The sequence below is a fragment of the Haloarcula marina genome, from assembly GCF_024218775.1.
GTDB lineage: Archaea > Halobacteriota > Halobacteria > Halobacteriales > Haloarculaceae > Haloarcula > Haloarcula marina.
Genome location: NZ_CP100404.1, coordinates 1,038,361 through 1,064,161 on the forward strand (window position 1 = coordinate 1,038,361; position 25,801 = coordinate 1,064,161).

Below are 25,801 nucleotides of genomic sequence, written 5' to 3' on the forward strand. Positions count from 1 at the left end.
GTCCACGTCCGGTTATCCCCCGGCCTCGGCGCTCGGTCGCGCCCGCCGACCGTCCCATGCAATCGCGTCCTCGACGGCGAGTTTCTCCAGATGGGCGACGACGGTGGCGCGCGCGAGGTCACGCACGCCGTCGAGGTCCTTCTCGTAGGCCGCGTCGAGCACTTCGTCGGCGGTCCGTGCGCCCGTCGCTACCGCTTCTCGGACCCGACGCTCGCGGCGCAAGCGATGCCCGATGAGTCGTTGGCAGGTCGCTCGCGGGTCGTCGACGGTCGGGCCGTGCCCGGGGAGCAGTTGCGGTGGATTCCGTACGTAGAGGCGACGGAGCGACGTGAGATACGCTCGCAAGTCGCCTTCCGGCGCGCCGACGACGACGCTCCCCTCGGCGACGGCCACGTCACCGCTCACGACGCCGCTCTCCGTGACGAAGCCGACGTGTTCGGGCGCGTGGCCGGGCAAATCGAGGACGGTGACGCCGTCCGCGGCGGGAATCGTCGTCCCGTCGGCGAAGGTTCGGTCGGGCCGGATACCGGTTGCCGCCTCGAACGCGTCGGCGCGACCGCGCCGCGCCCACACCGTCGCGTCCGTCTCGTCGGCGTAGCGGGCGACGGCCCCGACGTGGTCGGGATGGTGGTGCGTGACGGCGACGTGGCCGACCGACCGCTCGGCGACGGCGCGGTCCAATCCGTCGGTTCGGGCCGCCGGGTCGACGAGGAGCGCGTCCGGCCCCGAAGAGAGGTACGCGGCCGTCTCGCCGGTCGGTGCGCGGGTCGCTACCGGTACGTCCACCCGGGTCCATGTCATCGAATGAGTTCTCGCGGGTGACGGGCAAAACTCCAGCGGCGGGCGGGACTACGCGGTGAGGAAGTAGACCTGCTTGCGGGCGTCCGTGAAACTGTACCGGGAGCCTACGAGGCCGGACTCTTCGAGGCGGTTCAGCGCGTACCGGACCGTCCGGTCCGGGAGCAGCGAGGATTCGGCGAGTTGCCCCTGTGAGAGCGGGGAGTCGTCTTCCAGAACCTTCGCGACGAGTTTCGCGCTCGGCGGGAGTTCGCGGAGGCGCTCGCGGAACTCGTCTTCGGCGAAGGGGGAAACGGCTACGTCCTCGGTGGTAGTGGTGCTCATACTGACCGATGGTCCAACGCTACGGGTAAAACTTGGCTATATGTATGACCAAACAATACCGATTCTTAGATGTGTTTAATGTATCCTTATACAACTGACCGTCGGGGCTGTCAGACGACCAGTCCCGAGGCGGCGCGACCCGTTCGACCGCGCCCTCGCGTGGCCGTCACGGCCGCGCGGAGCCACGATTCCAGTATCGTTTTATCCCCCCGGCGGGGAGAGTTGTAGCGTGAAAGGGCAGGAGTGGTACCAGGCCGACACGGTGGCCGAAGAGTACGAAGCCAAGCGGTTCTCCCGCGGCGGCCGCCTCATCGACCGCCGGGAGAAGCAGGCGGTACTTGACGCTATCGGCCCCGTCGACGAGAAGAGGGTCCTCGAAGTCGCCTGCGGGACCGGTCGATTCACCGTGATGCTCGCAGAACGCGGCGCGGACATCACCGGCCTCGACATCTCCGGGCCGATGCTCCAGCAGGGCCGACAAAAGGCGCAGGCCGCGGGCGTCGCCGACCACGTGGAGTTCATGCGCGGCGACGCCGCCCGCCTCCCGTTCCCGGACGACCACTTCGACACCGTGATGGCGATGCGGTTTTTCCACCTCGCCGACACTCCGGCGGCCTTCCTCGCCGAGATGCGCCGGGTCTCGAAGGAACAGGTGTTCTTCGACACCTTCAACCGATTCTCCACTCGGTCGCTGTACAACTGGGCGCTCCCGATGGGGTCGCGGCTCTACTCCCGGTGGGAAATCGACCGCCTACTGGACGGCGCGGGACTCGAACTCTCGACGGAGTCCCACGACTGGATCCTCCCCTACGGCTTCTACCGCAAGATTCCGAACGAACTGGCGGCCTCGTTCCGCTCTATCGACACGGCTATCGGCGGGACGCCGCTGGGAACGAAACTCGCGTCGGTGTCCTACTGGAACACGCACGTCTGACTGCGCGAGTCGCGAGCGCCCGGTTCCCGATTCAATTCTGGGTCGCTCCCGGTCTATTGCGATTCGGTCACTGACGCTCCCCAGTCGCATGTGACGTGCGCACGTGGCCCCGTTCGCCCGCGACTTTTAAGCGGTTCCGGAGTAGAATCGAGACGTATGGAGCTCTCGGTGGTAGTCCCGACATTGAACGGCCGCGAGGAACTGGCCGGTAGTCTGGACGCACTCGCCGAGGAGGCCCCCGACGCGGAGACCATCGTCGTCAACGGCCCCTCCGCCGACGGGACGACGGGCATGATTCGCGACCGGCCGGACGTGGACGTGCTGGTCGAAATCGCGGACCGCTCGGTCAACGTCGCTCGGAACGCCGGACTGGACCGCGCGACGGGCGACGTGGTGGCGCTGGTGAGTCAAGGTCTCTCTGTCGAGGCAGGGTGGGCCGACGCCGTCCGTGCGGGCTTAGCGGAGGCCGCCGCGGTGACGGGACCGACACACGAGCAACTCGTCGCGGGCATGACCACCGAGTCGAAGGAGACGCGGACCATCGGCGGTCGGGAGGTGACGTACTTCAACCCCGGTAACGTCGCCTTCCACCGCGGGACGCTCGACGCGTTGGACGGCTTCGACGAGTACCTCGAAATCGGCGGGTCCCGCGACGTGGCCCACCGACTCGCCGCGCGCGGCGACCGGGTCGGGTGGAACACGGGGATGTGCGTCAGCCGCGAGTTCGAGGCCGACGGCGGCATCCGCGAGACGGACTGGAACTGGAAGTACCGGTCGCTGACGTACCGACTCGTCAAGAACTACGGGGTGCGTCCAACGGTCGCCCGACGCGTCGTGAGCCACGCGGGTCGGGACGCGCTGGAGACACTGAAAGACGTCGCGCGCGGCGAGACGGCCCCCTCGCAGTGGCTCGGAACCGGAGAGAACGTCCTCAAGGGCGCGGGCATCGGCGTGAAAGACGGCGTCCTCGCCCGCTACCGCGACCGGAGCGAACAGCGCAACCCGAACGGGCGCTCGCAGCGGGCCGACCGGGCCGTGGCCGTCTACGACTGGCGCTGACTCACGGCGCGAGTTCCTCGACTACGCGGCCCGGGTTGTTCGAGAACACCTTCTTCATCGCGTCCTCGGACACGTCTAGTGTGAGTATCTCCATGACCGCCACGTTCGGGTGGGCGTGGGGCGCGCCGCTCCCGAACAATACCCGGTCGGGGTGCTCCCTGATGGCCCGTTCGAGCGGTTCTCGATAGCGGACCACGCTCGTGTCCAGATACAGGTGGTCGTGGTCGTCCAGTCGGTCGATGGCGTCGTTCATCAATTCCTTCCGGAGCGGGTGGCCGCCGAAGTGCGAGAGGATCACCGGGAAGTCGTAGGGGAGCAGTTCGTTGGCGACTTTCTTCGGCGAACAGTCCGCACCGCCGTGGACGATGACCGGGAGCGACACGTCGGCCAGTTCTTCCAAGACTTCCTCGTCCGGAAGGCCGTCTTTCGGCGGATGGAGTTTGAAGCCGTAGAAGCGGTCGTCGTAGGCGTACTTCTCGATGTCGCCGGGCGAGGTGTGGTCGTCGCTCCGGCGGCCGGTGAGGTTGCGCAGGCGAATGCTCGGCCCGGTCGTCACGTCCCGAGAGCCGTTGACGCGGGCGAACGCGACCAGCGGGCGACCGACGGACATCCGGGCGACGGCGTTGTTCGCCTTCAGATAGCCGTCCTCGCGCGGTCCCGGATAGACGACGGAGCGGACGACCCCTGCCTGATGCATCTCCCGTTCGAGTTGCTCCGGGTCGCCTATTCCCGCCCGCGGCCGTCGGGTTTCGTCGGGTTCGACCCGGGCGTGGATGTCGACGATTCGGAACTCGTGTTCCAACTCCAGCATCTATCCCACCTTGAGTGGAACCCTGTATTAAATCATCCGGGCGTTACGGAGCGCGCACGTCCGCCGCCAGTGCGCGCCACCGGGGCGGCGTCTGCGGGTCCCGGGGATAGGGGTCGCTACACTGTTAGAAAAGCTTATATAGAACCGCTTACGATGAAATAGGTGAGGCTACACAATATGTCATCTGGCCAGCGACGCATGGGCGGCCAGCCCCTCTTCATTCTCGACGAGGACGCCCAGCGCACACACGGCAAGGACGCACAGTCGTCGAACATCTCCGCCGGGAAGGCCGTCAGCGAAGCGGTACGCACCACGCTCGGCCCCCGTGGCATGGACAAGATGCTCGTCTCCGACAGCGGTGACGTCGTCATCACGAACGACGGCGCGACCATCCTCTCGGAGATGGACATCGAGCACCCGGCCGCGCAGATGATCGTCGAAGTCGCCCAGACCCAGGAGGACGAAGTCGGCGACGGGACGACCACGGCGTCCGTGCTGGCGGGTCAACTGCTCGCGAAGGCGGAGGACCTGCTGGACGACGACGTTCACCCGACGACCATCGTCGAGGGCTACCACACCGCCTCCCAACTCGCCCAAGAGGCCATCGACGAGCAAGTGCTCGACGTCGACCTCGACGACGAGACGCTCGTCGAAGTCGCCGAGTCCTCCATGACCGGGAAGGGCACCGGTGACGTCGACGCGCACCGCCTCGCGGAAGTCGTCGTCGAAGCGGTCCGCCACGCCAAGTCGGATAACGGCGTCCGTCGGGACAACATCGAGATTCACACGCAGACCGGCGCGGCCACCTCCGCGACGGAACTGGTCGAGGGCGTCATCATCGACGACACCCCCGTCCACGACAACATGCCCCGCTCCGCCGAGGACGCCTCCGTGGCGGTCCTCGACACCGAACTCGACGTGCGCGAGAGCAACGTCGACGCCGCTTACAACGTCACGAACGTCGACCAACTCAACGCCGCGCTCGACGCCGAGGAACAGGAACTCCGCGGCTACGCCGAGGCCATCGTCGACGCTGACGTCGACGTCGTCTTCGTCACCGACGACGTCGCCGACCGCGTCGCCTCCCAACTCGCGAAGGCGGGCGTCATCGCCATCGACAGCGTCAGTTCCTCGACGGCGAAGGACGTGGTCGAGACGACCGGCGCGAAGCGACTCGGCTCCGTCGAGGCGCTCGACGAGGACGCACTGGGACACGTCGACAGCATCAGCGTCCAGAAGCACGGTGACGAGGAAGTGACGTTCATCCAGGGCGGTGCGGCCGCCGAGTCCGTCACCGTCTTCGCCCGTGGCTCGACCGACCACGTCGTCGACGAAATCGAGCGCGCGCTCAACGACGCGCTGGACGTCGTCGTCGCCGCGCTCGACGCGGGCGGCGTCGTCCCCGGCGCTGGCGCGACCGAAATCTCCATCGCCGACCACATCCGCTCGACGGCCGCGTCCATCGAGGGCCGCAAGCAGTTGGCCGTCGAGGCCTTCGCGGACGCCGTCGACGTGCTGCCGCGCACGCTCGCCGAGAACACCGGACTTGACGCCATCGACGCGCTCGTCGACCTGCGGGCCGAGCACGAGAGTGAGGGCATCGCTGGCGTCATCAGCGAGGGCCAGACGGGCGTCGTCGGCGACCCCGTCGAGCACGGCATCCTCGACCCCGCCGCGGTCAAGCGCGAGGCCATCGACTCGGCGACCGAAGCCGCGACGATGATCGTCCGCATCGACGACGTCATCTCGTCTAGTTAAACACCCGAGGGTCTCGGCCAGAGGGTCTAAGCCGACGAAATCTCGAATCGAGCTAACGAGGTCGATTTCGACCGCGGACGCCGGACGACCGCCGAACTACCAATTTTCGCAGTCCCGTTCCGCTTTCAGTCGCAGTGGGCGGTCACAGTTAAGGTGCAAGCACAGGGTATAGAAGGCCCGACGACGAATCAAAACGGCGACATGAGCGGAGACAAACTCGGACTGCCCGGCGCGGCCGCAATCGGCCTCGGCGGGATGATCGGCGGTGGCGTTTTCTCGGTGTTGGGCGTCGTCGTCGGCGTCGCGGGTCCGGCGGCGTGGATGGCCTTCACCGCTGCGAGCCTCGTCTCGATGTGCGCGGCGTACTCCTACATCGCGCTCAATCGCATCAGCGACCAGAACGGCGGGTCGGTAACGCAGATAGAGCAGTTCCTCGGGAACGGGACATTGGCCGGGATGGTCGGGTGGACGCTCCTCTTCGGCTACGTCGGCGCTATCGCGATGTACGCCTTCGCGTTCGGGGAGTTCGCCGTGCGGTTGGTTCCCGACCTCGGTCTCGGCGTTCCGATTCGGCCGGTGGCCTCTATCGCCGCCGTCGGCCTATTCGTGCTGTTGAACGTCGTCGGCGCGCGGGCGACAGGGACCTCCGAGGAGGTGCTCGTCGCGCTGAAGATACTCATCCTCGGCGGGGTCAGCGTCGCCGGACTGTACTTCGGGTGGCAGTCGCCGGAGTACACGCTCACGCTCGGATTCTCCCGAGCGGCCAGTATCGGGCTGGTGACCGCGACGGCCATCTCGTTCGTCTCGTTTCAGGGGTGGCAGTTGCTGGTCTACGACTACGAGAGCATCAAGGACGCCAGCAAGACCATCCCGCGGGCGATATACGTCTCCATCGTCGGGGCAATCATCATCGACAGCCTCGTGGCGATTCTGGTGGTCAACTTGGCGGAGCGACAGACCATCCAAGCGCATCCCGAAATCGCCGTCGCGCAGGCCGTCGAACCGTTTCTCGGAGAAATCGGGTTCACGTTCGTCGCCGTCGCCGCGCTGTTCTCGACGGGGAGCGCCATCAACGGGACGCTGTTCTCGGCCGCGCACTTCACTAAGCGGTTACTCTCGGATGGGTTGGTGCCGGATCAACTCGGTGACTCGGACTCCGACGGCGCGCCCCAACGGACCGTCGTCGTCCTCGGTTTCGGGGCCGCGGCGTTCGCGGCCGTCGGCAGTCTGGAGGGCATCACGTCGTTCGGGTCGCTCGCCTTCCTCGTCGTCTTCGGGACGATGAGTTGGCTCGCGTTCACACAGCGCGACCACGAGGAGGTGTCGGCCGTCTGGCCCGCCTGCGGAGTTCTCGGGACGGCGGCGTTCGGTCCGATTCTCCTGTGGCACCTCGCGACGAAGCAACCGGCCGTCTTCGAGACGGTGGTACTCCTCACGGCCGTCGTCGTCGGGTTGGAACTGCTCTACTTCGAGCGCGACTCCATCGAGGACGGTGTCGCACAGATAGAGACGAAGCTCTGAACGGTGCGGTCACGGACTGCGAAATCGCGAAGAAGGGGGACAGACACGAGCTGGGACTCGTGGTGCGGCGACGGCGTCGGTCCACACGGACCGACCAGCCATGCCCACGGCCGTCGTCGCCGCGAGGGTCGAAGGGGGGAGATTATTGAGTCGCCGGGACGCTCACCTCCGCTGTCGTCGGGAAAGTGACGGCTCGGCCAGTGACAGTCGTCTCGTCGTCCGCCGGGCGACCGCTCGTCGGCCACCGGACCGAGGGAGTCCTCATGCAATCGTTTAGGTGTACCTAAAGAATAAAAACGTGTCGGTTTTTCGGACGACCTAAAACCTCGGTGTCACCACGCCACCGTCACGCTGTCGCCGACGCCGACGCCGAACGCGTCGTCGCCGCGGCCCCGGTTCACCGCGAGTTCGACGTTACCGTGACTGCCGACGGTGACGAGTCGCTGGCCGTGGTCGAGCGTCGCGTACGCCTGCCGGACCGGCACCGACTCGCCGTTCACGAGGACGGACCCGCCGACGGCGTCGGTCACCGCGTCGCCGGGGATGTTCGTCACGGCGTTCCCGAAGTCGTCGACGACGAGGACTTCGCCGACGGCGCGGTCGTCGGTAACGGTCGGGTCGGGAAAGCGGAGGTCGACGAACTCGGTCGTCGGGGCGGTCGCATCGAGCGATTCGACGGCGTCTACGCCCGCGTCGTGGACCGTCGCCGCCGCGGGCGCGAACACGTCTCGGCCGTGGAACGTGGTGCTGGCGGGGTCGTCGTACGCCCACGTGAACGCCTCGAACTCGTCGGCGAGTTCGCGGGCCACCGGGAGGAGGACGCCGTTGTCGGGGCCGACCAGCGCGTGGTCGCCCGCACGCACGACTACCGCATCTCGGCCGGTTCCGACGCCGGGGTCGACCACGACGCAGTGGACTGCGGGCGGAAAGTACGGGAGGGTTTGGGTCAACCAGAACGCCGCCGTTCGCACGTCTTGGCGCGGGAAGTCGTGGGCGATATCTTCGATGCGGGCGTCGCTCCGCTGGCAGATGACGCCCTTCATCGCCGCCGGGTACGGCGACCCGAAGTCGGAGGCGAGCGTAATCATTCCTCGTCGCCGATATCCGGTTCGTCGAGCGCTTCGTTTTCGGCGGTGTAACGGTCCAGCGAATCCGAGTCGGAGACGTGCTGAAGCCGCTTGACGCCGTTTATCTCCTCGATAGTCTCGACGACGGGGTCGGGCACGCGGTCGCGCCACGACTCGTCGTGAATCATCCGCTCGCGTATCTCGCTGCCCTCCAATCGGTCCCGTTCGAACATCGGCGACTGACGCACCTCGATGCCGCTCTCCTCGAAGAGGCGGACGACGAGCGGGTTGTTCGAGTAGGCGAGGTCGAAGTCAGGACACATGCTCTCGACGTGGCTCACCCAGACGGCGTTGCGGTTGATGTCCTCTAGGGGGACGACGTACGTGGGCAGGTCGAAGCCCGCGACGGCCTTCGTAATCATCATGATTCGCTCGCCGGCGGTGAAGGGGTCGTGCGTGGTGTGTGAGTCGTCGGCGCTGCCGATACCCAGCACCAACTCGTCCACCTCCTTGGCGATGCGTTCGACCATCGCGTGGTGGCCGTCGTGGTACGGCTGGAACCGGCCGATGTAGAACCCGCGCATACTCGACTGTGCGATTGGTGGTTTGATAAACCCGACGACGGGACGGCGACTGTGGTTCGGAACCGCTTACCCCGACGCAGTCGGGCGATTACGGGGGTGTGGCAAGGACGGACGCGGGGAGAAAGTATATCAGTCGACAGTCCTTCCAACAGAGTGTTAGCAACGTTTGTATGAGCGACAACACCGACACTGACGGGGCCCCCGAAGCCGGCCCGGAGGACCACGCCAACGACGGCCACCAGGCCGACGAGCAGGCGTCGCCTCCGGCCGACGAGTCGGCGACCGGCGACGGTGCTTCGTCCGATACGACTCTCGGCAGCGACGTCGAGGTGGAGGGCGAGTCCAGCCTCCAAGACGACGAGGAGAACCTCCTCGGCGGCCTCGACATCGACTCGACCGCGGAGATTGAGGTGCCCGAACGATTGGTGGACCAAGTCATCGGGCAAGACCACGCACGCGACGTCATCAAGAAGGCGGCCAAACAGCGCCGTCACGTGATGATGATCGGCTCCCCCGGGACGGGGAAGTCGATGCTCGCGAAGGCGATGAGCCAACTCCTCCCGCGTGAGGAACTACAGGACGTACTCGTCTACCACAACCCCGACGACGGGAACGAACCGAAGGTTCGGACCGTCCCCGGCGGGAAGGGCGAGCAAATCGTCGAAGCTCACAAGGAGGAGGCCCGCAAGCGCAACCAGATGCGGACCTTCCTGATGTGGATCATCATCGCCATCGTCATCGGGTACTCGCTGATAATCGTCCAGCAGATTCTGCTGGGCATCCTCGCGGCCGGTGTCATCTACCTCGCCTTCCGCTACGGTTCCCGCGGCAGCGACGCGATGATTCCGAACCTGCTCCTCAACAACGCCAACCAGAAGACGGCTCCGTTCGAGGACGCGACGGGCGCGCACGCCGGTGCGCTGCTCGGCGACGTTCGGCACGACCCGTTCCAGTCCGGCGGGATGGAGACGCCCAGCCACGACCGCGTCGAAGCGGGCGCGATTCACAAGGCCAACAAGGGCGTCCTGTTCGTCGACGAAATCAACACGCTGGACATCCGCAGCCAGCAGAAACTGATGACGGCGATTCAGGAGGGCGAGTTCTCGATTACGGGCCAGTCCGAGCGCTCCTCGGGCGCGATGGTCCAGACCGAACCCGTCCCCTGTGACTTCATCATGATCGCGGCGGGGAACCTCGACGCGATGGAGAACATGCACCCCGCGCTGCGCTCCCGTATCAAGGGGTACGGCTACGAGGTGTACATGGACGACACCATCGAGGACGCCCCCGAGATGCGCCGGAAGTACGCCCGGTTCGTCGCCCAAGAGGTCGAGAACGACGGACGGCTACCCCACTTCACCGAGGCGGCCGTCGAGGAAGTCGTTCTCGAAGCCCGGCGTCGCGCCGGCCGGAAGGGCCACCTTACGCTGGAATTCCGGAACCTCGGCGGTCTGGTCCGCGTCGCGGGCGACATCGCCCGCTCGGAGGACCGCGAGTTCACCGAGCGCAAGGACGTGCTGCAGGCCAAGCGCCGCTCGCGCTCCATCGAGCAACAGCTCGCGGACAACTACATCGAGCGCCGCAAGGACTACGAACTCACCGTCAACGCGGGCGACGTGGTCGGCCGCGTCAACGGCCTCGCGGTCATGGGTGAGGACAGCGGTATCGTCCTCCCGGTGATGGCCGAAGTCACGCCCTCGCAGGGTCCGGGACAGGTCATCGCCACCGGCCAACTCCAGGAGATGGCCGAGGAGGCGGTCCAGAACGTCTCGGCCATCATCAAGAAGTTCAGCGACGAGGACATCTCCGAGAAGGACGTCCACATCCAGTTCGTGCAGGCGGGTGAGGGCGGCGTCGACGGCGACTCCGCCTCCATCACCGTCGCCACCGCGGTCATCTCCGCGCTGGAGGACGTGCCGGTCGAGCAGAACATCGCCATGACCGGGTCGCTCTCGGTCCGCGGCGACGTGCTCCCGGTCGGCGGCGTCACGCACAAGATAGAGGCCGCCGCGAAAGCGGGACTGGACACGGTCATCATCCCCGAAGCGAACACGCAGGACGTGATGATAGAAGAGGAGTACGAGGACATGATAGAGATAATCCCCGTCTCCCACATCTCCGAAGTGCTGGAAGTCGCCCTCGCGGGCGAACCCGAGAAGGACTCGCTGGTCGACCGCCTCAAGTCCATCACGGGCAAGGCGCTCGAACACGAGGTCGGCCGACAGGGAAGCGGCAGTCCCAGTCCGCAGTAACGACCGATGCCCGAGTGGGCCGCCTTCGTCGGCCTGACGGGCCTCCTTTTGACCGCGCTGCTCGCGCTCGCACGACTCTCACAGCAGGCGCTCTCCGGTTCCGAATCGAGTTCTACGGCCAGTGGCGGCCTCACCGCCACGGGCGACCAGTTACGCCGCGCCACTTCCGGCGGCCCCACCGACCCGACGTATCCGCGGTTCGAGACGGCAGCGGCGGCCCGCCAGCGACGACACCTCGAAGCGCAACTGACGCCCGACTCGCTTTCGACGGGCGCGTTGCTGGTCAACGTCGCGCTCACACAGGGCCTGTTCGGCGTCTTGCTCGTCGCCGGGGCGGTTTACTTCGCTATCCCGGCGTCGGCGTTCGGCGTCACGAACGCGCCGTTCTCGACGGGCCTGCCTGCGCTGGGTGTCGGCCTCGCCGCTGGCGTCGGCTTCTGGGTCGGGAACGAGGCGGCCGCGGTTCTCGCCGACGGGTTCGGTATCACCTTCGACGAGTCCCTCAGGGAGATGCTCGCACCCGACTCCGTCGGCGGGTGGGTCGTCCTCCTCGGCCTCGTCCTGCCGACCATCGCTGTCGTCGAGGAACTGCTCTTTCGCGCGGCGGCCGTCGGTGTCCCCGTCGCGGGACTGGGCGCGCCGCCAGCCCTCATGGTCGTCGTCTCGTCGGCGGCGTTCGCGCTCGGCCACGGGGCGCAAGGACGGGTCGGTATCGTCGTCACCGGCGTCCTCGGCGCGGCCCTCGCGGTGCTGTTCGTCCTCACGAACAGCCTCCTCGCCGTGGTCGTCGCACACTACCTGGTGAATGCGCTGGAACTAGTCGTCCACGAAGGGCTGGGCGTGGGACGATTCGGTTCGGCCGACAACCGAGCAACAACGGACGGCTCAGAGTCCTTCGACGGCTCGTAACTTCTGTTCGACCGGCGGCGGCACGGCGCTCGGACCGTCGCGGACGCGGTGGTCCGGAATGAGCAGGGGAACGGGGTTCGCGGCCAGCGCCTCGCGGACGGCCGTCAGGTCCTCCTGTTCGGTCGCGCTCAGACCGGCGGTCATCTGCGTAACTTCCTCGACGGTGGCGTCTCGGCCGTACGGAATCTCCCGGACGGCTTCGAGGACCGTTCGCTGGTCGGTCGGGACGGTGAGGCCGACGGTCACGTCCTCGAACTCGTCTTTGGCCCCGTTGAGGTAGCGCTCGATTCGGTCCAACAGCGGGTGGTCGTCGGAACTATCGGTTTCTGGTTGTGCCGGGAACGACACCGAGATAACCCTGTCACCGGCCTCGCCGAACTGGACGAATCGGTCGAGATACGCCGACTCGCGTGCGTAGATGCCTGCCTCTGCGGGCCCAGCGCTCATACCCCCACTCTGGACGGGCAGCGCCTTGAACGTTCGCCAGTCAGGCGGGCCGTGGCCCGAATCGCGAGACGATACGCCGACGGGTGGCGGGCGGGGTGCACCGCGCTACTGCGCAAGCCTTATGTACACTTCTGTACGTTAGTGTTCGGTAATGGAAACCGAATCGGGGATGGCTCCGGCAGTCGAGTCGATACTCGCGGCGGCGCGCGAGCGCGGCGGCGGGGGCGAGCGGGTGTCCGTCGACGCCCGGTCACTGCCGGAGGCGTTCGAACGAGCGGAAGCGGACGGGCGCGTGCCCGTCGTCGCGGAGGTGAAACCGACCAGTCCGACGGCCGACGGCGAGCGGACGGACGACCCCGTCGAACTCGCCGAGCAGATGGTCGCAGGCGGAGCGGCGGCCCTCTCGGTGCTGACCGAACCCGAGCATTTCGGCGGGTCGGCGGAGACGCTCGAACGGGTCCGCGCGGCCGTCGACGTGCCGGTCCTCCGCAAGGACTTCGTCCTCCACGAGGCCCAACTCGACGTGGTCGAGGCCGACGTGATACTCCTCATCGTCCGGTTTCTGGACGAGGAGGGGACCGACGAACTCTCGGACCTGTTGGCGGCGGCCCGTGAACGCGGCTTTCAGGTGCTCGTGGAGGCCCACACGGCCGACGAAGTCGAGCGAGCGGTCGACGCCGGTGCCGACATCGTCGGGGTGAACAACCGCGACTTGGCGAAGTTGGAGGTGGACCTGGATACGTTCCCCGCCGCGGCGGCAGCGGCCCCCGAGAGCGTCACGCTCATTGCGGAAAGCGGCATAGGCACACCGGACGATGTCGCGGCGATGCGCGCGGCCGGTGCGGACGCACTGCTCGTCGGGTCGGCCATCATGGACCACGGTGGCGACTCCGACGTGACCGAGAACACGCGGCGACTGACGGACGCAGAACGCGAGACACAGACATGAGCACTGACGACGCACACGACCCCAAGTTCGGCGAGTACGGCGGACAGTACGTTCCCGAGGCGCTGATGCCAGCCATCGAAGAGCTGACAGACGCCTACGAGCGGTACGTACTGCACAACGAGGACGGCTTCATGGACGACTTCCGGGAGCGACTGGCGGACTTCGGCGGCCGACCGACGCCGCTCCAGTACGCCGAGCAACTCTCCGAGCGCTACGACACCGAGGTGTATCTGAAGCGCGAGGACCTGCTCCACGGCGGCGCGCACAAACTCAACAATGCGCTCGGACAGGTCCTGCTGGCGAAGTACATGGGCAAAGAGCGCATCATCGCCGAGACGGGGGCCGGTCAGCACGGCACCGCGACGGCGATGGCCGCCGCCCACCTCGATATGCCCTGTGAGATATACATGGGCGAGACGGACATCGCCCGACAGCGACCCAACGTCTTCCGGATGCGCATCAACGGGGCCGAGGTCAACCCCGTCACCGTCGGTCGCGGCACCCTGAAAGAGGCCATCTCGGAGACGATGCGCGACTGGGCGACCACCGTCGAGAACACCCACTACGTAATCGGGAGCGTCGTCGGCCCGCACCCGTTCCCGAAGATGGTCCGGGACTTTCAGGCGGTCATCTCCGAAGAGGCCCGCGAACAGGCCATCGAGAAGACGGGCGGCCTGCCCGATTCGGTCGTCGCCTGCGCTGGCGGCGGGTCGAACACGATGGGCGCGTTCGCCGAGTTCGTCGACGACGAGAGCGTGGCCCTCGTGGCCGTCGAGGCTGGAGGGTCCTCGCTCACCGTCGACGAAGAACAGGGCGTCGCCCCCAACTCGGCGACGCTCTCGACCGGGAACGAGGGCGTTCTCCACGGTGCGCGGACGAAACTCCTGCAGGACTCGGACGGGCAGATTATGGAGTCCCACTCCGTTTCGGCGGGACTCGACTACGCGGGCGTCGGTCCGGAACTGGCCCACCTCGTCGACGAGGGCCGCGTGACGCCGGTCAACGTCGACGACGAGGTGGCGCTCGAAGCGTTCCACCGTCTCTCGCAGGACGAGGGCGTCATCCCGGCGCTCGAAACCGCGCACGCCTTTGGCTATCTCGAAGAAAACCACGACGAACTGGGAGACATCGTCGTCGTGAACGTCTCCGGTCGCGGCGACAAAGACTTAGAGACGGTCATCGAGGAGACGAGCAAGCGGGACCTCGACATCGCGCCGGACATGTCTATCCTCAACCGCGTCGGGGGTGGCCTCTGATGGGCCTCGAACGCGCCTTCGCCGACGAACCGGCGTTCGTACCGTACCTGGCCGCTGGCGACCCGAACTACGAGGACTCGCTCGAATACGTCGAAGCGCTCGCCGCGGGCGGGGCCGACGTCATCGAACTCGGCCTGCCCTTCTCGGAACCCATCGCCGAGGGGAAGACGATTCAAGACGCCATCGTTCGGTCGCTGGAGTCGGGGATGACTCCCGGACGGTTCTTCGAGTTCGTCGGAGACCTCGACGTGGACGTGCCGCTCGTCTGCATGACCTACTACAACCTCATCTACCAGTACGGTGACGAGGAAGGTCCCCGGCCGTTCGTCGAGAAGGCCGCCGAAGTTGGCATCGAGGGGTTCGTCGTCCCGGACCTGCCCGCCGAGGAGGCCGGACCGCTCCGCGAGGCCTGCGACGAGTTCGGACTGGACCTCGTGTTCATCGTCGCGCCGACGACGCGGGGGGACCGCCTCGAACGCATGATGGAGCAGGTGTCCGGCTACGTCTACGTGCAGGCCCGGTTGGGCGTCACCGGCGCACGCGACGACGTGGACGACGCCACCGAAGCGTCGCTGGCGCGACTCTCCGACTGGGACGTGCCGAAGGCCGTCGGGTTCGGCATCAAGACCGGTGACCACGCCGCGGAAATCGTCGCCGCGGGGGCCGACGGCATCATCGTCGGGTCCGCGCTGGTCGACATCGTCGCCGAAGGCGAGGCGAACGGCGACCCGACCGAGGCGACGGCCGACCGCCTCGAATCGCTGGCCCGCGAACTCAAGGAAGGGGCGCTCCGCGGGGCGCAGGAGCGGCCGCAACCGGAACGCACATAATCGTTCTTGCCACACTCTCGCATATCATGAACACAGGGACACGCGCACGACTCGACCGCATCGGGACAGACGGGCAGTACGTCATCGTCCCGATGGACCACGGAATCACCATGGGGGCCGTAACGGGCCTCAAAGACCTCGAAGGGACCGTCGACGCGATTACGCGCGGCGGGGCCGACGCCGTCCTCACCCAACGCGGCGTCGCCGACCGCGTCCACCCGAACAAGAACGGCGCGGGCTACATCGCCCACCTCAACGGGTCGACGACCATCGGCCCCGACGAGAACGACAAGCGGACTACTGGCACCGTCGAGGACGCGATTCGCGTCGGTGCCGACGCCGTCTCTTTCCATATCAACGTCGGCAGCACGTACGAACGCGAACAGATAGCCGCACTCTCCGAACTGACGACCGAAGCCAAGCGGTACGGGATGCCGGTGCTGGCGATGGCCTACGCCCGCGGCCCGGACATCGACCCCGAAGCCGACGACTACAACCAGTACGTCGGCCACGCTGTCCGACTCGCCGAGGAACTCGGGTCCGACGTGGTAAAGACGGGCTACACCGGCGACGCCGAGAGCTTCCAGCACGTCGTCGAGTCCACGTCGCTCCCGGTGGTCATCGCGGGTGGCGCGAAAGGCACCGACGAGGAGACGCTCGATATGGTCCGCGGGGCCGTCGACGCCGGGGCCGCCGGCGTCTCGATGGGCCGCTCTATCTTCCAGCACGAGGACCCAGAGAAGATTACCCGCGCCGTCGCCAGCGTCGTCCACGACGACGCCGAGGCCGCGGAGGCGCTCCGCGACGCCGAGTTGGCCGTCGAGGCCTAAAACCCGAACAGCGACCGCACTCGCTCGGTGACCGACCGACCGCCGGTTTCGGCGCTCGCGGTCACACCGGATATCTCGTTCTCTCTTTGCTCCGGTTCCGTCTCGGGACCGATCGCTTCACCGTCGGACCCGGAGTCGGCACCGTCTTCGGTGGAGTCACTCGACTCAGTATCCGGTACGATGAGATCCGCATCGGTCGATTCTGACGCGTTGTCGTCCGTCGTCTCGTCGACGACGGTGTCATCGTTGTCTGCTCGGTCGTCGTCACCGGCCCGTTCGGGAGCGCCCTCGCCGGCCGTCACGTCGCTATCGTAGCCCTCCGCGCCCTCGTCGTTGACAACTCCATCGGCTTCTTCGTGTCCATCGGACTCGGGACGGCGTGGGCCGACGATAGGCCGTGACTCGTCGCCGTCCGACACGCCGACGGGAGGTGCGTCGGTTTCGGCGTCGGTTCCTTCCGGCGCTTCCGTCTCGCTCTCGGTGCTGGTGTGGTCCCCCGCATCCGCCGTCGCGTACTCGTCTGCCGGTGTGTCGTCATCTTCATCTCTCTCGGCAGCCGCGCCTTCGCCGCCCACCACAGCCTGGGGTTCGATGACGCGCCCGCCGTCCGTGGTACCGTGGCGGGCGGTAGCGGGTCGTTCCGGCCCGCCCGAAGGGTTCCGGTCGGGGCCGTTCGGTTCGGCGGGAGAACGAGCCACCGACTCGTCGACGCGTTCGACTTCCGTCGGGTCGAGGTCGACCAGCGCGCGCCCGATTTTCCGGTACGCGATGGCCGCGCCGCTGCGTGGGGCGTTCGAGACGACCGGCAGGCCCTTGTCCTGTGAGTGCGGGACGGCCTCGTCCTCGGGGACGTGGCCGAGCAGTTCCACGTCGAGGAACGCCGCGATGCGGTCCGCACCGGGCGAAGAACCAGTGCCGGACTTCGTCAGGACGAGGCCGCGGATGGGCGTGTCGACGCGGTCGGCGAGTTCCATCGTGTTCTGAACGTTGCGAATCGAGGCGACTCGCGGTGTCGAGACGAGGAGGGCTTCGTCTGCCAACTGGAGCGGCCGCACCGTCTCCTCGCTGAGTCCGGCAGGCGTGTCCAGTAGGACGACATCGTAGCGCCACCGGAGCGTCTCGACGGCGTCCGGAAGCCGCTCCAGGTCGGTCGCGGCGTAGCCACCGAGGTCAGTACCACTCGGGACGACGGCGAAACCGGGGTCGGTCTCGTAGGTCGCAGTATCGAGGTCGGTGGTCCCGGCGAGAACGTCGTGAAGCGTTGCCGCCTCGCTGACGTCGATGTCTACGTCCAGGAAATCAACGAGGTTCGCCATCGCGAGGTCGAGTTCGACGACGACGGTCGAGTAGCCCGCGGCCGCGAGCGACGCGCCGAGGTTGATACTGGTCGTCGTCTTGCCCACTCCTCCCTTCGCACCAGCCACCGTGTAGACGTGAGTTTCGTTCATCCTTAGCTCCCACTTGGTACGTATCAATTGAAATTTTTGTAAGTCTCACTGATAAGTATGTTGGCTACAATTTCACTGATGATAACAATTGTTCCTCGTGTTCCGAGTCGGCCGAGGCCGGTTCGGGTGGCTGACAGACGGCAACATCCCGAATCGTGTTCCGGGGTCGGTTTCGGGTTCCGCCACGTTCAAGCCCCACCGTCGCGGACGTGGGTTTATGACACGAACCGTGTGGCTCAAAGCCGACGACGAGGTCGGCGACTGGGAGACGCGAAAACGGCGCATCACGGCCGGACTCGAGGCCGGCGTCGACTGGGTACTGGTCGACGAATCCGACGTAGAGCGAGTGAAGGACCTCGGCGCGGTCAACGTCGCCGCCTTCTCGAACGGCGACGTTCACGTGATGGACGCCGAAGCGGACGAGTCCGAGGCCGACGCGACCATCGTCGGCAAGGACGGCGAGGGCGACGGTACCGTCGACCTCCCGTCGGATTTCTCCGGGTCTGCGGACCTCTCTGCGCTCCGACAGAACGGGTCGGCCCCCGACGGTGGCTACGTCCGCATCTTCGACGAGGACTACGAGGCGTTCGCCGAGGCCGTCGCCACGGAGGCCGACTACACGATGGTCGTCAGCGAGAACTGGCAGATAATCCCCTTAGAGAACCTCATCGCCCGCGTCGGCGACGAGACGCACCTCATCGCTGGCGTCACTTCCGCCCAGGACGCCCGGACGGCCTACGAGACGCTCGAACGCGGCGCGGACGGCGTCTTACTCGACAGCGACGACGTGGACGAGATTCGCAAGACCGTCGAGGTCCGCGACGAAGTCGGCCGCGAACAGGTCGAACTGGAGTACGCCGAGGTCACCGCTATCGAACAGACGGGGTCGGCCGACCGCGTCTGCATCGACACGGGCAACCTGATGGAACACGACGAGGGGATGCTCGTCGGGTCGATGGCGCGGGGCCTCTTTTTCGTCCACGCCGAGACGGCCGAATCTCCCTACGTCGCCTCTCGGCCGTTTAGAGTCAACGCCGGCGCGGTCCACGCCTACGTCCGCACGCCCGACGGCGGGACGAAGTACCTCTCGGAACTCCAGTCGGGCGACGAGGTCCAGATAGTTGACGCCGAGGGCCACACCCGCGAGGCCATCGTCGGCCGCGCGAAGATAGAGAAACGCCCGATGTTCCGCGTGCAGGCCGAGACCCAGGACGGCGACCGAATCGAGACGCTCCTCCAGAACGCCGAGACCATCAAGGTCCACACGCGCGACGGCCGCACGGCCGTCACCGACCTCGAAGTCGGCGACGAGATTCTCGTCCACTACGAGGACACGGCCACGCACTTCGGCGAGAAGATAGAAGAGAGCATCATCGAGAAGTAGCGTCGTCGCCGTCGGTTTCCGGTCGCTCTCCTTCCTGTTCGGACGGCGTCTGGTACTGGTCGAGTTCCGCCGTACACCAGTGACAGAAGTCGATGTCCTCGTCGAGTTCTTTCCCGCAGTTCGGGCACTTGATGCCTTCGACCACTTCGGTCACCGTGTTCCCGCGGGTCGCCATCCAGTAAGCGTCGGCCATGCTCAGCGCGGTAATCGCGAGCAGTGCCGCTGTCGCCTCGATGGGCATGTTCTGCGAGACGGCAAGAACGCCTTCGAGAGAAAATCCGTCGCTGAGCGGCGCTGTCGTGCTCTCGCCGACCAGTAGCGTCGTCGTACTGACGACGAGGCCGAACCAGAGGATGGCCCGTAACCACTCCCGCAGGTAGACGTGTCCCAACCCCGGGTAGAGGAACGCGAGCACTGCGGCCAGCCACGGCCGCTTGCGCCCTGTCTGAGTCATACTGAAAAAATCGAACGCGCAAACCCCTATATCTTCCGAAGGACGGAATCCGGCGGCCGGAGGTACTGTTTTGAACGACCCGCCCGTTCTGGAACCATGGATGTCGTGTCAGACACTCACGCGGACGAAGTCGAAGTCGAACCGGGCGTCTACCTCGCGCAACTCGCCGCCGGTTCGGAGATGAGCATCCAGCACCTCCGAATCGAACCCGGCGGGCGCGTCCCCGAACACAGTCACCACCACGAGCAGGTCGGGTTCGTCTATCAGGGCGAACAGACCTTCGTCTTGGACGACGGCGAAGCGGTCACCGTCGGTCCTGGCGAGTCCTACCGACTGGAGAGTCACGAAGTTCACGCCGCCGAGAACCGCGGCGAGGCGGAACTGCTGGCTATCGACGTGTTCAGTCCGCCGCGTCCGAACCCCGATTGGCTCGACAGCTAGCGGAGGACGAGCAGATAGGTCAACACGGCGAGAAAGAACGCCGTGACGCCGACGGTTCGCGCGGTGAACGTCGCGAGGCCGAAGAAACTCAGCCCCCAGACGACGACGGTGCTGAACGCGAGCGACAACAGGAGGTCGAGGACGAGCAAGACCCGGATGTCTCCGTCGGATGCCATAGGCGACAGTGGACGCGGCGCGCCCTTAGCCGTACGGGTCCGGTTGCGTAATACTTGCGTCAAATACGCCGGTTTCGGCGTGTTTCATACGTCCATGCGCCCTATCCGTAACCGATGTTTCGGAACTGCGAGGGAATCGCCGTCGACCCGGTTCCCTTCCTCGTCGTGACTGGTCTCGGGTTCGCCGTCAGTTTCTCGTTCGGCCCCATCTACGTGATGGAACTCGGCGCGTCGTTCCCGGTGTCGCTGGCCGCCGCGGCCGTCGCGACGCTGGGGACGGCCGCTGTCGCCTACCACCGCTACGTCTGGACCGAGCGGCCGGGCCTGCGGGGCGAAATACCGGCGGCGGCGCGGTTCCGCCGTCTCATCTACGGCCTCGTCGGCGGGTTCCTCGCCGTCGCGGTGTTGGCGCTCCCCCTCGTGGCGCAGTAGCCCGTAGAACTATCCGGTGGGGCGGTGACGGCCTATCCATGCGCACGGTCGAACGGACACGCTTCGTCGACGCGACGCCCGCCGAACTCGACCGCCTGCTCTCACCGTCGGCCATTCTCGAACACGAAGGGACGTTTTCGACGGTCGAATCCACGGCCGGGGACGAGGGAACGCGGGTCACCGCCCGCGGCGGTGGGGTCGAAGCGATGTTCGCGTTCCAGACGCTCGACGACGGCTTCGAGTATCGACAGGTCGGCCAGCGGGGACCGTTTGAGTTCATGGAGACGACGCTCACCTACGCCGCCGAGAATCACGGGAGCGAGGTTCGGGTCCGGTCGACCGTCAGCCTCGGCCTCCCACTCCCCGCGCTATCGGACCGCCTCGCCGCGTGGAAGCGGCGCGGCGAACTCGACCGGTTGCTGGACGGCCTCGCCGCCGAGGTGTGAAACTGGGGACCGGCGGTCGTGTGCCGCCCGCGCAGAACAGCATGAACGTTTATGTGATACACGAGGGATATTCGGCTATGAGCGTTCTGACAACAGTCAAGGAGATTCTGCGGGCGTCGACGCAGTCGGCCAACCGCGGGTCCGTCACCGACGAGACGTCGAAGGGGGCGTACTGGTGTGACGACTGCGGCGAGCGCATCCGCGATATCGAAGTCGAAGGCGAGGAGGCCCCCGAGTGTCCGTCCTGCGGCGACGAGATGCGGTTCGAGCGGTCCGCGACCTCGACCGGATGCGCGTGCTGACCGCCGGAATACGTATCTGTGACCCCCTAGTTACCATTACACATGACCGTGGCTGAGAAAATCGACGCGTACCTCGACACCGTCGAAGAGTGGTTGCACGGCCTCTATCACGGCATGATTGAGCACCCATCCTTCGAGAAGATAGAGAAGGAAGCCGAGGACACGGCGGACGTGTTCATGTTCGCGTGTTTCGCCGACGCGTTCGGCATCCCCAGTCCGGTGTCGTACTACACCGCCGAACTGCTCCCGTATCTGACCGACGAGTTCGTCCAGTGGGAGCGGCGGATGTGGGACCGGGAGTCGCTGCTAGAACGCAAGGGCCAACAGTACCACTTCTAACATGCACAAGTTCGTCTTCTTCGGCGGGAAAGGCGGCGTCGGCAAGACCACCGTCTCCAGCGCGTACGGCGTGAAGTGCGCTCGGGACGGTCTGAAGACGCTGCTCGTCTCGACGGACCCGGCCCACAGCACCTCGGACGTGTTCGACCAGCAGTTCGACGACGACCCCAAAGCGGTCGCGGGGTACGACGACCTCTGGGCGATGGAACTGGACCCGGACGAGGAGGTTCAGCGGCACATGCTGGAGATAAAGCAGGCGATGTCCGACCAAGTGAGTCCGTCCATCGTCAACGAGATAGAGAACCAAATCGAGTTGGCTCACCGCACGCCAGGGGCCTACGAGGCGGCGATGTTCGACCGCTTTATCGACGTGATGAAACACAGCGAGGAGTACGACCGCGTCGTCTTCGACACCTCGCCGACCGGGGGGACGCTCCGACTGCTGGCGCTCCCGGAGTTCCTCGAATCGTGGATAGACCGTCTCACCGCCAAGCGAAAGGAGAGCGTCGACCTCTTCGAGAAGGCCGCCATCGGCGACAAGGAGGCCCGGCAGAAACTGCGAGACGACCCCATCATCAATCGGCTCTCCGAGCGCAAGGAGATGTTCGAGTTCGCGGGGCGAACGCTCCGTGAGGAGGCGGCGTTCTACATCGTGTTGAACCCGGACGAACTCTCCATCGAGGAGACCCACCGGGCGCTCGACGACCTGACGGAGGCCGGGTTGGCGGTCGGCGGCCTCGTCGTCAACAAAGTCGCGCCGGAACCGGACGACGACGAGACGGGGAAGGGTGCGACGTATCTGCGAGAGCGCCACCGGACCGAACAGCAGCGCCTCGAGCGCATCCGGACGGAGTTCGAGCAACCGGTCGTCGCGGTCATCGAACAGCGCGTCTCGGAGGTGAAAGGCGACCTGCTCTCGGAGGTCACCGACGAACTCGGCATCGATACCGAGGCGTCGCCGCCGCAGGCCTGAGTCGACGAGCGACCGGCGTCGGCGTAGCCGCGGCTAAGGCTATCTCTCTCGAATTTTGAGGGGATTGTCCATAATCATTAAATACTTTTTGCACACACCTACGCGTGAGGGTCACAACCATGGTACAAGTAATCTGGCTCGTGGTAGCGACACTACTCACGTTCAGCGTCGGGTATCTCGGGTACTCGCGATACCTCGCACAGTTCGTCGAGTTGAGTAACGAGAACGAGACACCGGCCCACAAGTACGAGGACGGGCAGGAGTACGTCCCCGCGAAGAAGCCGGTGTTACTGGGCCACCACTACTCCAGCATCGCCGGGGGTGCGCCCATCGTCGGGCCTATCACCGCTGGCGTCGTCTGGGGGTGGGTCCCCGCGTTGCTGTGGATCGCCATCGGCAACCCGCTGATGGGGTCCGTCCACGACTTCGTCTCGCTGTCGGGAAGCCTCCGACACGAGGGGAAGTCCATCGGCTACATCATCGGTGAGTACGTCGGCGACCGCGGCAAGAACATGCTGTTGTGGTTCGCGTTCCTGACCATCATCCTCGTGGTGGCGGTGTTCGCGCTGGTCGTCGCCATCGTGTTCAACGCCTACCCGCAGGCCGCGACGGCGAGTTTCGTCTACATCGCCCTCGCGCTGGTGTTCGGCGTGTACCTGTACCAACTGGACCTGCCGTTCATCCCGGGGACCGCGGCGTTCGTCCTCGCGGTGTTCGGTGGCGTCTTCGTCGGTATCGAGTTCCCGGTCGCGCTGTTCCCGGCCGCCGAGGCGGGGACCTACCCCGCCGGGACGATGGTGCTGTTCGGGTCGGGACTCGCGTCGATAGTCCCCGCGGCGGGGACCCTCGGAGCGAACACCGCTGGCTGGATTCCGGTCATCCTGCTGTACGCCGCCATCGCGTCGGTGTTGCCGGTGTGGATGCTGCTCCAGCCGCGTGACTTCCTCTCGTCGTTCCTCCTGTACGCGGGGGTCGGCGGGGCGCTGCTGGCGGTCATCGTCGGCACGCTCTTTGGCACGTCGGCGCAACCGCTGACCATCTCGCTGGAACCGTACTACGGGTTCATGGGGACCGCGGGCCTGCCGCTGTTCCCGCTGCTGTTCGTCACCATCGCCTGTGGGACCATCAGCGGGTTCCACTCGCTGGTCTCGTCGGGCACGACGGCGAAGCAACTGAACAAGGAGACCGACGCCCGCCCCATCGGCTACGGCGGGATGCTCGGTGAAGGCCTCCTCGCGACGGTCGCGCTCGGCACCGTCGCCATCGCGGGCGTCACCGCCGGTGGCGGTATCGGTCGCGCGCTTCCGAACTTCGCGTCCGGTGGGAGCGTGATGCTGACGAGCTTCGGCATCCCCACGTCCGTCGGCGCGCCGTTCATGGCGCTCGTCCTCGTGAGTTTCCTCCTCACGTCGACGGACACCGCGGTCCGACTCGGCCGATACATGGCCGAGGAAATCGTCGGCACGCCCGACGCTAGCAGCACGACCGTCCGCCAAGCACAGGAAATCGGCATCAACCGCTACAGTAACGCTATCATTCAGTGTCTCGTCGCGTACGCGCTGGTCGCAAGCGGGTCGTGGGCGAGCCTCTGGCCGCTGTTCGGCGGCGCGAACCAGTTGCTCGCGGCGCTGGCGCTCCTGACCGCGACGGTGTGGCTGGCCAACTGGGACGACAACAAGCAACTCATCAGCACCGGCGTCCCGATGGCGCTGATGACCGTCATCACCGTCTGTGCGCTGCTATACCTCTCGCTGTACCAGAACCTGTACCAGCAGTTCATCCAGGGCGGCTTCGCCGAGAGCGCGGGCATCTTCGCCCGCATCTCGGTGGCCGTCCAAATCGTCCTCGCGCTGGTGCTGGTCGGCCTCGCGCTCTCGCTGGTGTGGATCGGCTACAAGAACATCCGCACGGTGCGCGAACGGCCCGGTGCGGCCCCGGCCGACGACTGAGACGACGCCCGTTTCGACCGACGACTCGTTTTTTCGACGCCGTCACCGTCCGTCAGTTGGACGCTCCCTCGTCGCGGACGTTATCCGAGCCACGCGCGAAGCCGACCGACCAGCCCGCGAGGCTCACCCGTCAAGTCCTTCCACAGTTCGAACGCCGCGGCCACGTCCGCCTCGGTGCTGGCGACGGCCGCCTCGTGGTCGGGTGCGACGACGGCGAGGTTCACATCGTAGCTCCCGTAGTAACCGTACTTCAGCAGGGTCCGGTCGCGGAAGCCGTCGACGTACGACCGGACCGACTCGGGAATATTCGGGACGACGACGACGAAGGTAAAGTCGGTCCCCTGGTGTTCCTCGTTCGCGTCTATCCACTCGTCGGCGAGTTCGTGGCCCACCTCGACGAGCGCGTCCAAATCCGCCGTCGAGACGCCGTCGGTCCGCCGGACGAACAGGTGCTCTTCGGTCTGATAGTTGGCCCAGTTGATGGACTGGTGGAAGAACTGTTTCTGGCTCTCGACGAACAGGCGGCCGTACATCTCGAAGTCCTCTCCCCCGGCGGCGTAGTCGCGTTCCAAGTCGTAGTTGTACTGGAGGCGGTCGGCGACGCGCTGGAGGTAGTCGTCTTCCCACGAAGGTACCTCCTGTCCGTCGCCTCGTTCCTCCGTCGCGGGCCGCTCGTGCGTATCGCTCATGCGTCGGGGTCGTAGGCGTGGGCGTCGTCGCTGACGGCCGGTGCGCCGACGGCGAAGGCCCTGACTCGTTCCGACGCCGATTCCGGGTTGTACGCTCGCTGCGGGCTATCGGGTTCGACGACGAACGCCTCGTCGGCCCCGACTTCGAACGTCTCCTCGGGCGTTTCGACGTAGAGCGTCCCCGAGAGGACGTAGAACACCTCCTCTTGCTGGTCGTGATAGTGGTACGCCAGCGGAATCTGTTCGCCGGGTTCGACCTCGTAGACGTTCGCGGCCAACTGTTCGAGGTCCGCGGCGTCGCTGACCGAACGCTGCGTGCTGGGGCGGTCGGGTGTCGGGTCGATGTCGTCGACGACGATGTGGCGGTATCCCATACCAGACACTCGTGACCGTCCTACCTAAAACGTCTGCTCGCAACGCCCGGCATCTCGACCCCCGT

General features: G+C 66.2%; 29 protein-coding genes. 18 read left to right on the top strand and 11 right to left on the bottom strand.

What is annotated here, in order from left to right; translation table 11 throughout:
• Positions 1 to 12: 12 nt before the first annotated feature.
• Entirely contained in the window at positions 13 to 801 is a 789-nt protein-coding gene (locus tag NJQ44_RS05390) for an MBL fold metallo-hydrolase (protein WP_254273656.1), read from the bottom strand.
• 48 nt (positions 802 to 849) lie between these two features.
• A complete protein-coding gene (locus NJQ44_RS05395) occupies positions 850 to 1,122 on the bottom strand; it encodes a winged helix-turn-helix domain-containing protein (protein WP_254273657.1) in 273 nt (90 codons plus the stop codon).
• Between the two features lie 229 nt (positions 1,123 to 1,351).
• Between NJQ44_RS05395 and NJQ44_RS05400 the strand changes: the two genes are divergently transcribed.
• Positions 1,352 to 2,056 carry a class I SAM-dependent methyltransferase gene (locus tag NJQ44_RS05400; RefSeq protein ID WP_254273658.1) on the top strand — a complete coding sequence of 235 codons (705 nt, stop codon included), beginning with the start codon at positions 1,352 to 1,354 and terminating at the stop codon, positions 2,054 to 2,056.
• 156 nt (positions 2,057 to 2,212) lie between these two features.
• Positions 2,213 to 3,115, top strand: coding sequence for a glycosyltransferase family 2 protein (locus NJQ44_RS05405; protein ID WP_254273659.1), 903 nt, complete (start codon positions 2,213 to 2,215; stop codon positions 3,113 to 3,115).
• Between the two features lies 1 nt (position 3,116).
• On the opposite strand, the gene NJQ44_RS05410 is transcribed toward NJQ44_RS05405, so the two are convergent.
• The gene (locus NJQ44_RS05410; protein ID WP_254273660.1) at positions 3,117 to 3,926 is read right to left on the bottom strand and encodes an amidohydrolase family protein; all 810 of its coding nucleotides are present in this window, start codon (positions 3,924 to 3,926) and stop codon (positions 3,117 to 3,119) included.
• A gap of 198 nt (positions 3,927 to 4,124) precedes the next feature.
• Between NJQ44_RS05410 and thsA the strand changes: the two genes are divergently transcribed.
• Both thsA and NJQ44_RS05420 read left to right on the top strand, forming a co-directional pair.
• Positions 4,125 to 5,684, top strand: coding sequence for a thermosome subunit alpha (thsA, locus tag NJQ44_RS05415; protein ID WP_254274315.1), 1,560 nt, complete (start codon positions 4,125 to 4,127; stop codon positions 5,682 to 5,684).
• Positions 5,685 to 5,885: 201 nt separating this feature from the next.
• Entirely contained in the window at positions 5,886 to 7,205 is a 1,320-nt protein-coding gene (locus NJQ44_RS05420; protein WP_254273661.1) for an APC family permease, read from the top strand.
• A gap of 332 nt (positions 7,206 to 7,537) precedes the next feature.
• On the opposite strand, the gene NJQ44_RS05425 is transcribed toward NJQ44_RS05420, so the two are convergent.
• Together NJQ44_RS05425 and NJQ44_RS05430 are read right to left on the bottom strand one after the other, a co-directional pair.
• On the bottom strand, positions 7,538 to 8,293 hold the full coding sequence (locus tag NJQ44_RS05425; RefSeq protein WP_254273662.1) for an SAM hydrolase/SAM-dependent halogenase family protein: 756 nt from the start codon (positions 8,291 to 8,293) through the stop codon (positions 7,538 to 7,540).
• Complete coding sequence (locus NJQ44_RS05430) at positions 8,290 to 8,856, bottom strand: nicotinamide-nucleotide adenylyltransferase (protein ID WP_254273663.1); 567 nt, start codon at positions 8,854 to 8,856, stop codon at positions 8,290 to 8,292. Before NJQ44_RS05430 ends, NJQ44_RS05425 begins: the two co-directional genes overlap by 4 nt.
• Positions 8,857 to 9,026: 170 nt before the next feature.
• Between NJQ44_RS05430 and lonB the strand changes: the two genes are divergently transcribed.
• Together lonB and NJQ44_RS05440 are read left to right on the top strand one after the other, a co-directional pair.
• Positions 9,027 to 11,108 (top strand): ATP-dependent protease LonB, encoded by a 2,082-nt coding sequence (gene lonB, locus NJQ44_RS05435; protein WP_254273664.1) that lies wholly within the window; start codon positions 9,027 to 9,029, stop codon positions 11,106 to 11,108.
• Between the two features lie 6 nt (positions 11,109 to 11,114).
• Positions 11,115 to 12,017, top strand: a complete 903-nt coding sequence (locus tag NJQ44_RS05440; RefSeq protein WP_254273665.1) for a CPBP family intramembrane glutamic endopeptidase — start codon at positions 11,115 to 11,117, stop codon at positions 12,015 to 12,017.
• Here NJQ44_RS05440 and NJQ44_RS05445 read toward each other — a convergent pair.
• The gene (locus NJQ44_RS05445; protein WP_254273666.1) at positions 11,994 to 12,464 is read right to left on the bottom strand and encodes an MGMT family protein; all 471 of its coding nucleotides are present in this window, start codon (positions 12,462 to 12,464) and stop codon (positions 11,994 to 11,996) included. The two genes, NJQ44_RS05440 and NJQ44_RS05445, sit on opposite strands and share 24 nt — an antisense overlap.
• A 151-nt stretch (positions 12,465 to 12,615) precedes the next feature.
• Between NJQ44_RS05445 and trpC the strand changes: the two genes are divergently transcribed.
• The 4 genes from trpC to NJQ44_RS05465 are packed head-to-tail and all read left to right on the top strand — an operon-like array spanning position 12,616 to position 16,329.
• Positions 12,616 to 13,413: an indole-3-glycerol phosphate synthase gene (gene trpC / locus NJQ44_RS05450; protein ID WP_254273667.1), complete on the top strand. Its 798-nt coding sequence runs from the start codon at positions 12,616 to 12,618 to the stop codon at positions 13,411 to 13,413.
• Complete coding sequence (gene trpB / locus NJQ44_RS05455; protein WP_254273668.1) at positions 13,410 to 14,669, top strand: tryptophan synthase subunit beta; 1,260 nt, start codon at positions 13,410 to 13,412, stop codon at positions 14,667 to 14,669. The genes trpC and trpB overlap by 4 nt, the downstream gene beginning before the upstream one ends.
• A complete protein-coding gene (gene trpA / locus NJQ44_RS05460) occupies positions 14,669 to 15,499 on the top strand; it encodes a tryptophan synthase subunit alpha (RefSeq protein ID WP_254273669.1) in 831 nt (276 codons plus the stop codon). Before trpB ends, trpA begins: the two co-directional genes overlap by 1 nt.
• A gap of 26 nt (positions 15,500 to 15,525) precedes the next feature.
• Entirely contained in the window at positions 15,526 to 16,329 is an 804-nt protein-coding gene (locus tag NJQ44_RS05465; protein WP_254273670.1) for a 2-amino-3,7-dideoxy-D-threo-hept-6-ulosonate synthase, read from the top strand.
• On the opposite strand, the gene NJQ44_RS05470 is transcribed toward NJQ44_RS05465, so the two are convergent.
• Positions 16,326 to 17,777 (bottom strand): P-loop NTPase, encoded by a 1,452-nt coding sequence (locus NJQ44_RS05470; RefSeq protein ID WP_254273671.1) that lies wholly within the window; start codon positions 17,775 to 17,777, stop codon positions 16,326 to 16,328. The genes NJQ44_RS05465 and NJQ44_RS05470 overlap by 4 nt on opposite strands.
• Positions 17,778 to 17,994: 217 nt before the next feature.
• Between NJQ44_RS05470 and NJQ44_RS05475 the strand changes: the two genes are divergently transcribed.
• Entirely contained in the window at positions 17,995 to 19,161 is a 1,167-nt protein-coding gene (locus NJQ44_RS05475) for a 3-dehydroquinate synthase II (protein ID WP_254273672.1), read from the top strand.
• On the opposite strand, the gene NJQ44_RS05480 is transcribed toward NJQ44_RS05475, so the two are convergent.
• Entirely contained in the window at positions 19,148 to 19,615 is a 468-nt protein-coding gene (locus NJQ44_RS05480) for a DUF6677 family protein (protein WP_254273673.1), read from the bottom strand. The two genes, NJQ44_RS05475 and NJQ44_RS05480, sit on opposite strands and share 14 nt — an antisense overlap.
• A 96-nt stretch (positions 19,616 to 19,711) precedes the next feature.
• On the opposite strand from NJQ44_RS05480, the gene NJQ44_RS05485 reads away from it, so the two are divergent.
• Positions 19,712 to 20,056: a cupin domain-containing protein gene (locus tag NJQ44_RS05485; protein ID WP_254273674.1), complete on the top strand. Its 345-nt coding sequence runs from the start codon at positions 19,712 to 19,714 to the stop codon at positions 20,054 to 20,056.
• On the opposite strand, the gene NJQ44_RS05490 is transcribed toward NJQ44_RS05485, so the two are convergent.
• Complete coding sequence (locus NJQ44_RS05490; protein ID WP_254273675.1) at positions 20,053 to 20,232, bottom strand: DUF8107 family protein; 180 nt, start codon at positions 20,230 to 20,232, stop codon at positions 20,053 to 20,055. The two genes, NJQ44_RS05485 and NJQ44_RS05490, sit on opposite strands and share 4 nt — an antisense overlap.
• 114 nt (positions 20,233 to 20,346) lie before the next feature.
• On the opposite strand from NJQ44_RS05490, the gene NJQ44_RS05495 reads away from it, so the two are divergent.
• The 6 genes from NJQ44_RS05495 (at position 20,347) to NJQ44_RS05520 (ending at position 24,673) form a co-directional block, all read left to right on the top strand.
• Positions 20,347 to 20,664, top strand: a complete 318-nt coding sequence (locus tag NJQ44_RS05495) for a hypothetical protein (RefSeq protein ID WP_254273676.1) — start codon at positions 20,347 to 20,349, stop codon at positions 20,662 to 20,664.
• Positions 20,665 to 20,702: 38 nt separating this feature from the next.
• Positions 20,703 to 21,110 (top strand): SRPBCC family protein, encoded by a 408-nt coding sequence (locus NJQ44_RS05500; RefSeq protein WP_254273677.1) that lies wholly within the window; start codon positions 20,703 to 20,705, stop codon positions 21,108 to 21,110.
• 77 nt (positions 21,111 to 21,187) lie between these two features.
• Entirely contained in the window at positions 21,188 to 21,412 is a 225-nt protein-coding gene (locus NJQ44_RS05505; RefSeq protein WP_254273678.1) for a hypothetical protein, read from the top strand.
• Positions 21,413 to 21,454: 42 nt separating this feature from the next.
• The gene (locus NJQ44_RS05510) at positions 21,455 to 21,751 is read left to right on the top strand and encodes a DUF7990 family protein (protein WP_254273679.1); all 297 of its coding nucleotides are present in this window, start codon (positions 21,455 to 21,457) and stop codon (positions 21,749 to 21,751) included.
• Position 21,752: 1 nt separating this feature from the next.
• A complete protein-coding gene (locus tag NJQ44_RS05515; protein ID WP_254273680.1) occupies positions 21,753 to 22,724 on the top strand; it encodes an ArsA family ATPase in 972 nt (323 codons plus the stop codon).
• Positions 22,725 to 22,843: 119 nt separating this feature from the next.
• The gene (locus NJQ44_RS05520) at positions 22,844 to 24,673 is read left to right on the top strand and encodes a carbon starvation CstA family protein (RefSeq protein WP_254273681.1); all 1,830 of its coding nucleotides are present in this window, start codon (positions 22,844 to 22,846) and stop codon (positions 24,671 to 24,673) included.
• Between the two features lie 80 nt (positions 24,674 to 24,753).
• On the opposite strand, the gene NJQ44_RS05525 is transcribed toward NJQ44_RS05520, so the two are convergent.
• Positions 24,754 to 25,362 carry a DUF8052 family protein gene (locus NJQ44_RS05525; RefSeq protein ID WP_254273682.1) on the bottom strand — a complete coding sequence of 203 codons (609 nt, stop codon included), beginning with the start codon at positions 25,360 to 25,362 and terminating at the stop codon, positions 24,754 to 24,756.
• Complete coding sequence (locus NJQ44_RS05530) at positions 25,359 to 25,736, bottom strand: cupin domain-containing protein (protein ID WP_254273683.1); 378 nt, start codon at positions 25,734 to 25,736, stop codon at positions 25,359 to 25,361. The genes NJQ44_RS05525 and NJQ44_RS05530 overlap by 4 nt, the downstream gene beginning before the upstream one ends.
• Positions 25,737 to 25,801: the final 65 nt, after the last annotated feature.

Bases quoted from the DNA above. Each gene is read 5' to 3' on its own strand.
- NJQ44_RS05390 (WP_254273656.1), bottom strand. From the start codon at position 801: ATGACATGGACCCGGGTGGACGTACCGGTAGCGACCCGCGCACCGACC.
- NJQ44_RS05395 (WP_254273657.1), bottom strand. From the start codon at position 1,122: ATGAGCACCACTACCACCGAGGACGTAGCCGTTTCCCCCTTCGCCGAA.
- NJQ44_RS05405 (WP_254273659.1), top strand. From the start codon at position 2,213: ATGGAGCTCTCGGTGGTAGTCCCGACATTGAACGGCCGCGAGGAACTG.
- NJQ44_RS05410 (WP_254273660.1), bottom strand. From the start codon at position 3,926: ATGCTGGAGTTGGAACACGAGTTCCGAATCGTCGACATCCACGCCCGG.
- thsA (WP_254274315.1), top strand. From the start codon at position 4,125: ATGGGCGGCCAGCCCCTCTTCATTCTCGACGAGGACGCCCAGCGCACA.
- NJQ44_RS05420 (WP_254273661.1), top strand. From the start codon at position 5,886: ATGAGCGGAGACAAACTCGGACTGCCCGGCGCGGCCGCAATCGGCCTC.
- NJQ44_RS05425 (WP_254273662.1), bottom strand. From the start codon at position 8,293: ATGATTACGCTCGCCTCCGACTTCGGGTCGCCGTACCCGGCGGCGATG.
- NJQ44_RS05430 (WP_254273663.1), bottom strand. From the start codon at position 8,856: ATGCGCGGGTTCTACATCGGCCGGTTCCAGCCGTACCACGACGGCCAC.
- lonB (WP_254273664.1), top strand. From the start codon at position 9,027: ATGAGCGACAACACCGACACTGACGGGGCCCCCGAAGCCGGCCCGGAG.
- NJQ44_RS05440 (WP_254273665.1), top strand. From the start codon at position 11,115: ATGCCCGAGTGGGCCGCCTTCGTCGGCCTGACGGGCCTCCTTTTGACC.
- NJQ44_RS05445 (WP_254273666.1), bottom strand. From the start codon at position 12,464: ATGAGCGCTGGGCCCGCAGAGGCAGGCATCTACGCACGCGAGTCGGCG.
- trpC (WP_254273667.1), top strand. From the start codon at position 12,616: ATGGAAACCGAATCGGGGATGGCTCCGGCAGTCGAGTCGATACTCGCG.
- trpB (WP_254273668.1), top strand. From the start codon at position 13,410: ATGAGCACTGACGACGCACACGACCCCAAGTTCGGCGAGTACGGCGGA.
- trpA (WP_254273669.1), top strand. From the start codon at position 14,669: ATGGGCCTCGAACGCGCCTTCGCCGACGAACCGGCGTTCGTACCGTAC.
- NJQ44_RS05465 (WP_254273670.1), top strand. From the start codon at position 15,526: ATGAACACAGGGACACGCGCACGACTCGACCGCATCGGGACAGACGGG.
- NJQ44_RS05470 (WP_254273671.1), bottom strand. From the start codon at position 17,777: ATGAACGAAACTCACGTCTACACGGTGGCTGGTGCGAAGGGAGGAGTG.
- NJQ44_RS05475 (WP_254273672.1), top strand. From the start codon at position 17,995: ATGACACGAACCGTGTGGCTCAAAGCCGACGACGAGGTCGGCGACTGG.
- NJQ44_RS05480 (WP_254273673.1), bottom strand. From the start codon at position 19,615: ATGACTCAGACAGGGCGCAAGCGGCCGTGGCTGGCCGCAGTGCTCGCG.
- NJQ44_RS05485 (WP_254273674.1), top strand. From the start codon at position 19,712: ATGGATGTCGTGTCAGACACTCACGCGGACGAAGTCGAAGTCGAACCG.
- NJQ44_RS05490 (WP_254273675.1), bottom strand. From the start codon at position 20,232: ATGGCATCCGACGGAGACATCCGGGTCTTGCTCGTCCTCGACCTCCTG.
- NJQ44_RS05495 (WP_254273676.1), top strand. From the start codon at position 20,347: ATGTTTCGGAACTGCGAGGGAATCGCCGTCGACCCGGTTCCCTTCCTC.
- NJQ44_RS05500 (WP_254273677.1), top strand. From the start codon at position 20,703: ATGCGCACGGTCGAACGGACACGCTTCGTCGACGCGACGCCCGCCGAA.
- NJQ44_RS05505 (WP_254273678.1), top strand. From the start codon at position 21,188: ATGAGCGTTCTGACAACAGTCAAGGAGATTCTGCGGGCGTCGACGCAG.
- NJQ44_RS05510 (WP_254273679.1), top strand. From the start codon at position 21,455: ATGACCGTGGCTGAGAAAATCGACGCGTACCTCGACACCGTCGAAGAG.
- NJQ44_RS05515 (WP_254273680.1), top strand. From the start codon at position 21,753: ATGCACAAGTTCGTCTTCTTCGGCGGGAAAGGCGGCGTCGGCAAGACC.
- NJQ44_RS05520 (WP_254273681.1), top strand. From the start codon at position 22,844: ATGGTACAAGTAATCTGGCTCGTGGTAGCGACACTACTCACGTTCAGC.
- NJQ44_RS05525 (WP_254273682.1), bottom strand. From the start codon at position 25,362: ATGAGCGATACGCACGAGCGGCCCGCGACGGAGGAACGAGGCGACGGA.
- NJQ44_RS05530 (WP_254273683.1), bottom strand. From the start codon at position 25,736: ATGGGATACCGCCACATCGTCGTCGACGACATCGACCCGACACCCGAC.